This window comes from Streptomyces sp. UNOB3_S3 (assembly GCF_020740895.1).
Classification (GTDB): domain Bacteria; phylum Actinomycetota; class Actinomycetes; order Streptomycetales; family Streptomycetaceae; genus Streptomyces.
This window is the reverse complement of the sequence record NZ_JAILXP010000175.1, coordinates 1-10,789: the sequence shown is the minus strand read 5'-3', so window position 1 is coordinate 10,789 and position 10,789 is coordinate 1. Positions and strand designations below refer to the sequence as shown.

At 69.0% G+C, this 10,789-nt stretch carries 8 protein-coding genes and 1 pseudogene; 7 read left to right on the top strand and 2 right to left on the bottom strand.

Annotated elements, in window-relative coordinates; translation table 11 throughout:
- Positions 1-210: 210 nt before the first annotated feature.
- The 3 genes from K6I33_RS19735 (at position 211) to K6I33_RS19725 (ending at position 2,968) form a co-directional block, all read left to right on the top strand.
- Complete coding sequence (locus K6I33_RS19735) at positions 211-750, top strand: GntR family transcriptional regulator (RefSeq protein ID WP_238491814.1); 540 nt, start codon at positions 211-213, stop codon at positions 748-750.
- A gap of 3 nt (positions 751-753) precedes the next feature.
- The gene (locus K6I33_RS19730; RefSeq protein ID WP_229354250.1) at positions 754-1,521 is read left to right on the top strand and encodes a GntR family transcriptional regulator; all 768 of its coding nucleotides are present in this window, start codon (positions 754-756) and stop codon (positions 1,519-1,521) included.
- 340 nt (positions 1,522-1,861) lie between these two features.
- Positions 1,862-2,968, top strand: coding sequence for an NAD-dependent epimerase/dehydratase family protein (locus tag K6I33_RS19725; RefSeq protein WP_229354248.1), 1,107 nt, complete (start codon positions 1,862-1,864; stop codon positions 2,966-2,968).
- On the opposite strand, the gene K6I33_RS19720 is transcribed toward K6I33_RS19725, so the two are convergent.
- Positions 2,965-3,840 (bottom strand): glycosyltransferase family 2 protein, encoded by an 876-nt coding sequence (locus K6I33_RS19720; protein WP_229354246.1) that lies wholly within the window; start codon positions 3,838-3,840, stop codon positions 2,965-2,967. The genes K6I33_RS19725 and K6I33_RS19720 overlap by 4 nt on opposite strands.
- A 95-nt stretch (positions 3,841-3,935) precedes the next feature.
- Between K6I33_RS19720 and K6I33_RS19715 the strand changes: the two genes are divergently transcribed.
- Positions 3,936-4,619, top strand: a complete 684-nt coding sequence (locus K6I33_RS19715) for a transferase (protein ID WP_229354244.1) — start codon at positions 3,936-3,938, stop codon at positions 4,617-4,619.
- Between the two features lie 325 nt (positions 4,620-4,944).
- Here the strand turns inward: K6I33_RS19715 and K6I33_RS19710 are convergent, their stop codons facing one another.
- Complete coding sequence (locus tag K6I33_RS19710) at positions 4,945-6,621, bottom strand: bifunctional 3'-5' exonuclease/DNA polymerase (protein WP_229354242.1); 1,677 nt, start codon at positions 6,619-6,621, stop codon at positions 4,945-4,947.
- A gap of 173 nt (positions 6,622-6,794) precedes the next feature.
- Between K6I33_RS19710 and K6I33_RS19705 the strand changes: the two genes are divergently transcribed.
- The 3 genes and pseudogenes from K6I33_RS19705 to K6I33_RS19695 all read left to right on the top strand — a co-directional run.
- Entirely contained in the window at positions 6,795-7,571 is a 777-nt protein-coding gene (locus K6I33_RS19705) for a hypothetical protein (RefSeq protein ID WP_229354240.1), read from the top strand.
- Positions 7,572-7,723: 152 nt separating this feature from the next.
- Positions 7,724-9,850 carry a hypothetical protein gene (locus tag K6I33_RS19700; RefSeq protein WP_229354238.1) on the top strand — a complete coding sequence of 709 codons (2,127 nt, stop codon included), beginning with the start codon at positions 7,724-7,726 and terminating at the stop codon, positions 9,848-9,850.
- Position 9,851: 1 nt separating this feature from the next.
- A pseudogene (locus tag K6I33_RS19695) lies at positions 9,852-10,789 on the top strand (hypothetical protein); the annotation flags it as partial.

Sequence of the window (10,789 nt, the reverse complement as noted above, 5' to 3'; positions counted from 1 at the left end):
CGAAGGCGATGCGCCCGGCGCGGTCGCCCGCGGCGCGGATGGCGTCCACCACGGCGGGCGCCTCCTCCTCCGGGCAGTGCACGATCACCTCGTCGTGCTGGAAGAAGACCAGCTCGGCGCCCATGTCGACCACCCCGCCCAGCCGTTACCAGAAGTCTCGCTCAGCGAGTAAGCCGATACTCTGGAGGATCAGCGACGAAGGGGGCAGTCATGACAGGTCAGCGATGGACTTCGCAGTCGATCAACTACCTGACCCCACGCTCGAGTGAATCCAGCGATGCCTGGGCCGAAGAGGCGTCACGAAAAGGGTCAAAGGGAACGCAACGCATCTTGTTCGTAGGCGAGGTCACTCCCCCACGGACCGTGGCCGAGGAGCTGGACCTGGAGCCCGGCGGCATGGCGGTGGTACGTCAGCGAGCGATGTATCTCGACGGACACCCTGTTGAACTGACCGACTCGTACTACCCCGTCGACATCGCCCGTGGAACCCGCCTGGCAGAGACGGGCAAGATCCCGGGCGGCGCCGTGACGCTTCTTGCACAGCTGGGCAAGGCAATCACTCACGTAACAGAGAGCGTGCACGTGGACCTGCCGGACCCGGAGATCGAGCGCGCCTTGCAGTTGACATCTGGCGAGCCGGTCCTGGTGCTCACCCGCACGAGCCACTCCCGAGAAGGGGCGCCTGTCGAGGTATCCGTCATGACAATGACGCGAGCCACCCGCCTCGGGTACGAGATGAAGGTGGGATGACCCGTGGCCAAGCACAAGGACACTCGACCGATCGATCGCAGGATCGCTGCCGACGTCCGTGCACGGATCATGTCCGGAGACCTGGCATCCGGTGAAAAGCTCCCCATCACCACAGAGCTTATGGAGCACTACGGAGTCTCGAATCAGACCGTCCAACGCGCCCTCAACCTCCTGAAGGCTGAGGGATACCTCGAAGGCAAGTCCGGGCGAGGCGTCTACGTTCGGAACGAACCGCAACAAGCTTTCGACACCGCAGCCACACAGCACCCAGCCGCAGCGGGAGAGCAATACACGTGGCTGACCGAAGCGGCACGGCAGGGCAAAATAGGCCTCAACCAGATTCTCGCAGTGGAGGAGGTTGTGCCGCCGGCTCAGGTGCGCCGGGCATTTGGCTTGGCCGATGACGGCACAGCGATACTCAGGAAGCGGCTGATGCTCCTGGATGGCGAACCAGCCGAACTGTGCTGGTCGTACTATCCCCTTGAGATTGCGGTGAACTCCCCCCTGACCGAGAGGAAGAAGATCAGAGGCGGCTCGCCGCGGCTGCTGGCGGACATGGGCTTCCCCCCTCGGGAAGCCATCGACCAAGTCTCCTGGCGCCAGCCCACGGAAGAAGAGTTCCTCACCTTGGCACTTCCGACCGAGGTCCCGGTTGGGCGCACCTTTCGCGTTGTCTACTCCGATGAACAGCGCCCCATCGAAGCAAGCATTCTGATCAAGGCGGGGCACAAGTACGCCTTGCTGTACCGGATCCCCGTCCCCACCGGCTGATCGATCCGGTCAGATCGAACCCCGCCCCTGTGGCGGGGTTTTCGCATCCCGGACCCGGACGGAGAGGCTTGCTGAAAACGTCATTAAGCGAGTACGTTACGGACTGTGGCGCAAGACACACTTCGGAAGGTTCAGCAGGAGCGAGCCGCCGTCCGCTGATCGTGGCGCATGCGCCTCGCCGGAGAAGGGTTCGGACCGTTCCCGTCTCCTCATCACTCCGTGAACGCCAGGGTTCCATCGAAGTTCAGGGTGCCTGGTGTTCGAGGTATCCGGTGTTCGTTCCGTGCCGGCACGGCTCCGTGCGGCCGTGCCGGCGTTCTCCCCCTCGTTTGGAGGCGTGGTGGAGTACGACCTGGGCAAGGAGTTGCGGGGCAAGTCGGTATTGGTGACGGGTGGCGCGGGCTTGATCGGTAGCCGGGTGGTGGGGCTGCTGCGTGAACTGGGCGCGCGTCCGGTCGTGCTGTGCACGATGGATGCTTACCCGGAGTGGGTGTACCGGGAGCTGTTCGGGGTCGCGGCTGGTGATCCCGGCGTGGTGGTCGGTGATGTCGCGGATGGGGCATTGGTTGACCAGTTGGTCTGCGGGTGTGAGTTTGTGGTGCATGCTGCGGCGTTGGCGGATGTGGCGGCGTGTACGCGTGATGCGGGAGCGGCTATCCGCACGAATGTAGCGGGGACGCAGGCGGTTCTCGAGGCGGTTGCCGGTTCGGGGTCGGTTCGACGGTTTATGTTCGTGTCGTCGGCGAGTGTCTACGGCAATGGCGACCCGGAGGACTGGGCGTCTCCTGATCCGGATCGCCGGGCGTTGCGGGAGGCTCTGGAGTTCCAGTACGGGCGGAAGCCGCCGCGGTTCGCCGAGGATTGCCGGTTGAGGCCGCTGTCGGTGTACGCGAATACGAAAGCGTTCGGGGAGACGCAGACGGGCCTGGTTCTGGGTGCTGCCGGTGTCTCGTTCTGTGTCGTGCGGTACTTCTCGGTGTACGGGGAACCGCAGGTGGTAAAGCCGGGGTCGCATTCCTGGGTGGTCGCGTGGTTCGCGACGCGGGCGTTGCTCGGGTTGCCGCTTCAGTTGAACGGGGGCGGTCATCAGGTACGAGACCTGGTGCACGTGGATGATGTGGCGGCCGCGACGGTGCGCGCGTTGGTGGCGCCGGCGGCGCATGACGAGGCGCTGAACGTGGGGAGCGGGGTGGCGACGTCCATCCGGCAAGTGGCGGAGCTGGTCCGTGGGCACGTTCCCGGTGTCTCGTTGGTGGAGGCTCCGTTGCCGCCGGGCGACCCGCTGGGTGGGTATGCGTCGACGCGTCGGATGGAGCGGCTGCTGGGCTGGGTCCCGGGCATCTCGGTGGTCGATGGCGTGGCCAGGTACGTGGAGTGGCTGAGGCGGACGCCGCAGGCGGTCCCGGACCGGCTGCGAGCCGAGGCGGGCGACGTGGTCCGACCTTAGAGGATGGGAGGGCGGCCCAGTCGGGTCATGCGCCAGACCGTGCTCCACCGGATGGGCCGGCGTTCCCCACAGGGGGTTCTGATGCCCTCGATGAAGCCTTCGGTCCACGCCTTGAGGCCGCCGATGGTGCGGGCGCGAGCGACGGTCAGGAGACTCCAGGTCCCCAGGTACAGAGGGATGAGAGCGGCTGGGAGGTGGCGGCGGGCGAGCCAGACACGGTTGCGGGCGGTCATGCGGTAGTAGACGGCGTGCCGGGCGGGCGAGGTCCGCGGGTGCTGCAGGAGCAACTCGGGTGCGTAGAGGATGGTCCAGTCGGCGTCGAGGGCTCGCCAGGCGAGGTCGGTTTCCTCGTGGGTGAAGAAGAAGTGGTCGGGCCATCCCCCGGTCTGCCGGAGCATGCGGGTGGAGAGCGCGTGGCCGCCGCCGAGGAAGGTGGTGACGGGGCCACGGCGCATGGGGTCGTCCGCGCGGAGGCGGGGGACGTGGCGGCGCTGAGTGTGGCCGGTCTCGTCGGCGATACGGAAACTGATGATCCCGAGTTTGGGGTCGTTGACGAAGAGGTCCTGTACGCGAGTGAAGACGTCGTGGCCGATGAGGAGCCCGTCGTCGTCGAGGTCGATGACGACATCAACGTCGCCGAATTCCTGGAGGCGCTGGAGGGCTGCGTTGCGGCCGCCGGTGACGCCGAGGTTCTCGTCGAGTTCGACGGTGGTGATGGTCTCGTCGTAAGGCGGGAGCGGGGTGCCGTTGCCGACGACGACGATGCGCGTGGGCTGTGAGTCCTGTTCGGCAACGGAGTCGAGCAGGTCGCGTAGTTCGGTGGGCCGGTTGCCCATGGTGAGGATGGCGACGCCCAGGCGGGGTCGGGTCATGGGGGCTCGGCTCCTGTGTTCGGCGACGGTGGTCGCGATGGTAGCGGCAGGCCGATGTGGGGCTGTCCTGCCTGACACGATTGGAGGAACTGCAAATGGCGTCAGTGCTGCTCGGTGACTACGTCGCTGAGCCCTTGGAGGAGCAGCTGGCGACGACACCCTACGGGGCCATGGGCGGGCTGGAACTGAGGGATTTCCTTGCCGGGTGGGAGGAGTTGCATCGCCGGGCCCTGGCGAAGCTGGCAGTGCGGGTGCATCCGTCAGCATTCGTGCACCCGTCATCGATCATCGGGGACGACGTCATCATCGGGCCCGGGGCCAGGGTCCATGAGTTCTCAACGGTGCGGAAGGGCTCGGTGCTGTGTGCCGGTGCGTCGGTCGGGTTCAACTGCGAGGTGACCCGGACGTTCGTCGGCGAGGGCGCGGTGCTGGGGCACCGGATCGGTCTCAACTCGACGGTGGTCGGGGCTCGGGCCCACTTGTCGGCGAACGTAATGGTGGCGGCGATCAGTATGTGGAGCCAGGACATGCGCCACCCGGAGAAGGAAATCTTCTTTCGGGTGCCGGGCGGGCTCTATCGATGCGGGACATCGGCGTTCGGCGCTCTCATCGGGGACGATGTCCAGACAGGCAGCAGCATCAGCCTCGGCCCCGGTGTCGCTCTCGGCCGCGGTTGTCGTGTGACGGGCGGGGTGCTGATGGCGGCCATGTCCGTGCCGGCGCAGTCTGTACTCAGTACGCCCGGGGTGACCGATGCGCGTGTGCGCCGGCGACGGTAGAGGCGCGGACGGTGCGGGACGCGAACTGGCCAACAGCCGGGCGTCCTTGGACGCCCGGCCTCGGGTGGGTCATTCGTAGCCTGGCGGCTGCACACGAGCTGGTGGGCGATCTGGCATGTGTCGGTCGGTGGCGCCGACAGGGGTGCGGCTGGGCTGCCCGTCGCCCGAAGCGTCGTTTCGCGTACCGGTGGCGGTCATCGCTGTCGGCTGAGGGCGCGGTCTTGTCAAAGGTTCCCGGCTCGTCCGGGGCCGAGGTGGTTCGGGTCAGGGGGATGGCGATCTCCGAGATATCCCCCGAACGATCTCCGAGCACACGGGCGAATCGTTATTCCTTGGCGTCCGCGTAGCACCGCACCACCGCCGCCGTGAGCGGGAACCGCACGGGCGTGTCGCCGAAGGCGATGCGCCCGGCGCGGTCGCCCGCGGCGCGGATGGCGTCCACCACGGCGGGCGCCTCCTCCTCCGGGCAGTGCACGATCACCTCGTCGTGCTGGAAGAAGACCAGCTCGGCGCCCATGTCCGCGATCGACTGGCGCAGCAGGGCGAGGACCATCACCGCCCAGTCGGCCGCGCTGCCCTGGACGACGAAGTTGCGGGTGAACCGGCCCCGGGCGCGGGCGCCCGCCGTGCCGCCGGGGGCGGCGGGCTCCTCGTCCTGCGGGATGCCCGCCTCGTCGTAGGCGCCGGCCGTGGCGGAGGGCGGGCAGGTGCGGCCGAGCCAGGTGCGCACCAGGCGGCCCTCCTCCCCCGCGCGGGCCGCGTCGTCGACGAAGGCCACGGCCGCCGGGAAGCGGCGGCGCAGGTCGGCCATGTGCTTGAGGCCGTCGCCGGAGGTCTGCCCGTAGATGGCGCCCAGCATGGCGAGCTTGGCGCGCTCCCGGTCGCCCGCGAAGACCCGCTCGGCCAGGTCGGCGTAGAGGTCGCGGCCGCTGCCCGCGACGTCCATCAGCCCGGGGTCGCGGGAGACGGCGGCCAGCACCCGGGGCTCGATCTGGTCGGCGTCGGCGACGACCAGGCACCAGCCCGGGTCGGCGACGACCGCCCGCCGCACCACCTTGGGGATCTGGAGCGCCCCGCCCCCGTTGGTGGTCCACCGGCCCGTGACCGTGCCGGCGGGAACGTACTCGGGCCGGAAGCGGCCGTCGCGCACCCAGGACTGGAGCCAGGCCCAGCCGTGGGCGGTGTGCACCCGGTAGAGCTTCTTGTACTCCAGGAGGGCCGGGACGGCGGGGTGGTCGATCTCCTGCAGCTCCCAGGCCCGGGTGGAGGACAGGGCGATGCCCTCGCGGGCGAAGGCCCGCACGATGTCGGCCGGCAGGTCGGGCCGGACGCGCACGCCGTCCCCGAAGGCGCGGGACACCTCGTCGGCCAGCTCGGCGAGCCGCCGGGTCTCCTGGCCGCCCGGATAGCGCTCGCCCAGCAGCTCCAGCAGCAGCTCGTGGTGGACGTCGGCCCGCCAGGGCACCCCGGCCCGGCCCATCTCGGCGGCCACCAGGGTGCCCGCGGACTCGGCGGCGGTCAGCAGCCGCATCCGCCCGGGGTGCGCGGTCCGCTCCGTGCGGGCCAGCTGCTCCGCGTACACCTCCAGCAGGGCCGTCAGCTCGTCCGTGCCCGGCGGCAGGGGCGCCGGGCCGGGGGCGAACAGGGACGGCTGGGTCTCCGCCGCCCGCGCGGGCGGGTCGGCCGGCACGGGCAGCCGGTGCAGCCGCGCCCAGGCGGCGGGCAGCGACCGGGGCTGGCCGGACTGGCCCTCCTCGTGCCCAGTCAGCAGCGCCTCGGCGGCCTCGACGTCATAGCAGCGCTCGACCCGGACGCCCGCCGCGAGCAGCCGCCCGTAGGTCTCCGCCGTGGACCGCCACACCCAGCGGTCCGCTTCGGGCCGCGACCGGACCGCCTCGGCCAGGCTCTTCTCCGTCTCGACGGGCCCGGCGGCCCGCCCCTCCCCGTCGACCGGGCAGAGGCGCGCGCTCCCGTCGTCCGTCTCCGCCACCGCCCATCTCATGACGGAGAGTGTCGCACCGGGGTCTGACAATCACGGTCCGCACGGGTCTGCGGCCGCCCACCACGCGGTCATCCCGTTGTGGGCCATATGGCATGGACGGGCGAGCAGCCAGGGCGTACCACATTGGTGCCTGCCTCCAAGAGGAGGCATCGGCGAAGGAAGGACCGCCCGTCATGGCACCTGTGGCAACCACCTACTCGATCGTGGTGCTGGACATCGAGAACTTCAGCGCCCGTACCAACCCCATCCAGCGATCCCTGCGCAGCGCCATGTACGAGGTGGTCGACGAAGCCGTCGCCCGGACGCTGCGGGAGCACGAAGGCATCAAGAAGGAGGACCGCGGCGACGGAATCCTCATGCTGGTCCCCGCAGCGATTTCACCAGTGCTGCTGGCCGGAGACTTCGTACGCGCACTCGACGACGAGCTGAAGGCGAAGGCACCCATCTTCAGCGAGGCCCATGCGATGCGCTTCCGTGTCGCGCTGCACCAAGGGCTGGCCGCACCGGACCCGCGAGGCTTCTCCGGCGACGCGATCAACTTCGCCTACAGGCTGGTGGACGCCCAGCCCGTGCGCGACGTGCTGAAGGCGGCGTCCAAGGCGCGGATGGCGTTCATCGTCTCCGACGAGATCTACCGCGGAGTCGTGCGCCACGACTATCTGGCGATCGACGCCGCCACATACCAGCGGATGTCCTTCGTCATCAAGAACGGCCGGAGGGCGACCGGCTGGGTCACGGTGCCGGGGTACCCCTCACCGCCCGGGCTGCCCGAGGAACCACAGAGCGACGACGAGCAGGAAGTGGGAGCCCTGGTCGCCACGGACACGGCTGCGGCACCACCGGCCGGCACGACGGTGACGGTCACGGGCTCCGTCGAAGGTGGCGTCTTCGGCGGGAACAAGAACGTCACCGTCCATGAGCTCCGCACCGAGGGGGAGACTCGGTTTTGAGCGCGCAGCCCTCCGTACCCAGCGGGCCCGCGTCGGCGACGCCCCCTGCGACACCGGCTCAGCCGCCCGCGTCCGCACCCCCTTCAGGCTCCCCCAAGGGCAGCGGCGGCGCGAGCAGTGGCCAGACTCAGTCGAAGACGCCCCCGCACTCCTTGTCCGTCGGCGGCGAAGGGGCCAAGCCCCTCAACGCGGGCAACGCCACCGCACGGCAGAACAACCTGCACCGTGCCCTCACCAATGTCGGCGGTGTCGACGGCGATGTGGTGGGCCGCGACAAATACGTGGTCCTGCACGGCGGACAGCAGCGACTGAGGTTGTGGCACCTCGCTCCACGGCTGGTGGAACCCGTGCGACACGCGTACGAGGAGCCGCCGGACTGGATGGACATCCGCAAGCGTTTCGCCGAGCGGCACACGGTGATCCTGCGCGGCGGCGAGGGCCACGGCAAGGCGGCCGCCGCCATCCGCCTCCTGCTCGGCATCCGTGCCGAAACGATCTACGCGCTGGACGACACAGTCGACATGGCCGGGCTCGCCGACCACATCGCCGCGGAGGGTCTCCGTCCTCCCGAGTCCCCCGGCTCCCGCAGGCAGGACGGCCTGCTGCGGCCGCACGTCGGATTCCTGCTGAACCAGCCGGCCCATTTCAGCCGGCTCAACGGCCGGAACGTGCAGAACATCGAAGCCGCGCTGATCCGGGCCGACGCACGGCTGGTGCTCACGGTCGGCACGGACGCCCAGATCTCCGACGCGGACCTGCGCGACTACGTCATCGACCTGCCCGCCCCGCTGTCCTATGCGGAGGTCACCCGAAGGCATCTGAGCTGGCGGCTCGGTGATCACAAGGCCGGGGAGATCCTGGCGCTCCCGGAGGTCTCGGACTATGTGACCGAGCAGCTCGCCCGGGACGCCTCGTGCAAGCTCGCGGCCGACCTGGCTCTCGTCCTCAGTGACGAGTTCCGCGCCGGGAGCATTGACGTCGCCCGGGTCCGGGAGCGTGTCGCACGGCGGGGCGCCGAAGAGCTGGAAATCTGGTTCGACGGACTGGACGGGATTCCGGCCCGCTGTCACGCCATCGCCCTGGCTGTACTCAACGGACTGCCTGCGGAGGACGTGAGCTGTGGGGCGCGTTCGCTTCAACGACGCCTCGACACCACGACGCGTCTGCTCGTCGCCCCCTCCGGCAACCCGGCTCACGTGATCCGCGATCCCTTCGCCGCGCCGCGCCGCAGCCGACTGGAACAGCTACGGGCGCATGCCTTCCCGGGGGAGGTGCGTGGCGCCTATGGGACAGTGCCCACCGAAAAGGTGGAATACCGGGACGTCGACACCGCCCGCTGGGTGATCCTGCATGCCTGGTCGGGTTACCACATCCAGCACCACCTGCTGGATTGGCTCGAGGAACTGGTGGACGACCAGGCCGACCACGTGCGAATCAGCGCCGGAACGGCTCTAGGGCTCCTGGCCACAGCCTCGTTCGACCATCTGTGCGCCTCCGTGCTGTCTCCTTGGGCATGGTCGGAAGAGGACTCCCCGGCACGCCGGGACGCGGTGGCGTACGCGCTGCGCGTCGCCGCCGAGGACCCCGCGTTGCGGGACAGTGTGCGTGCCATGGTGCGGGACTGGTACGTGGCCGAGGGCCACCCCCTCGCCGAGGCCACCGCGGCCCGGGCTCTCGGGGTGAGCCTGGGCTGGCTGGACCCGGACCGGGCGGTGGAAGCGCTGGGCCGGCTCGGCGTGATCGACGACCGGAGGGTCGCGGAGGCGATCGGCGCGAGTTTCGCCGACCTGATCGTGGACAAGGACGACAAGGCAGCCGAGGCCAAGGCCGGAACAGTGCTGCGGCAGTTGCTCGCGATGCTGGCCGACGCCCAGAGCCGGGCGGCAGGCCAGCTGGTGTTCCTGATCGTGGCGTCCTCACTCATGACGGACATCTCGGCGACCAGCACCTGGCCCGCCTTGCTCTTCTTCGCCGACCGGACACCGGGATTGCGCGGCGCCCTGATCCAGTGCTGGCGGCAGGTCGTCAACCAGGAACTTTTCCACGCGGAGGCGGAACAGGTCCTGACCGGCTGGGCCGCCCAAGCGGAGGAGGACGAGGAGCTGCGCACCGCGCTGCTGCGCATGTTCCAGGCCATGGCCCGGGGCCACCGGCGCTCGGCGCTGATCCTCCGGCGCTACGCCGCGCGCTGGAAGAGCCGGGAGGCTCTGTGCCCGCTGCCGAGGACGGCCGCGGCACTCGAAGCCGTGATCGCCCAAGAGATCCCGGGAGGGAGTTGAAGTGAGCGCGTCACTTCCTTTGATTATCCGTCAGGAAGCGGTCCACCCTCATATGGGGCGGGGCAAGCCCGAAAGGCCGGGTGTCGCGTTCCTTTACGCGACGCCCAAGGGCGACATCGTGCGCGTCAGCAAGCAGCTGAGCTGGCGACAGCGGTCGAAGTACGTCAGGCGCTACGAGGTCGACATGGGCGACCATCACCGCACCGCAAAATTGCACAGTACCCCGCTGCCGTCAGCCGACCAGGCACATTGCTTCGAGGCGACAATCGACATGAGCTTCCGGGTCACCGAACCGGAAGAGATCGTCAGGCGGAACATCCAGGACGGCCTGCCGCTCGTCTACCGGCATCTGGCAGCCCTCTTCCGGCCGGTCGCCCGTCGCTTCGCCATCGAGGACGCGGCCGGTCTGGAGACCCACCTCAACCAGCAGTGCCGCAGTGCCATGAAGCTCGACGAGGGTGTCACGATCTTCCGCTGCGTCGTGAGCATCGCACCGGACGCGGCGGCCTCCGCTCATATACGGGAACGAACCAAACTCCAGCGTGAATTGGAGCTGGGGCAACAACGCTTCGACATGGAACAGGCCGCTCAGCAGCATCGGTTGCGGCTGGATGCCGAGGGCCAGCGTGCCCGGCTCGCCCGTGAGGCGACGGAGCAGTCGGCGTTGGCCGGTACCCCCATGGACATACAAGGGCTGCTCACCCGGCACCTGCAGACGCACCCCGGTGACACGGCCTACGTGATGGACATGCTGCTGAAGGTCAAGGAGGCCGAGGGCAGGCAGCGACAACTGGACGACGAGCGATCGGTGGACCTGTTCCGCTTCATGACGGACCGGGGAATCATCCAGCCTGCCGACGTGGAAATGCTGCGTGGGCAGGCTCTGGGCCGGATCGGCCTCACCGGGCCCACGGCGCAACAGTCCCCTGCCCTCCCTCC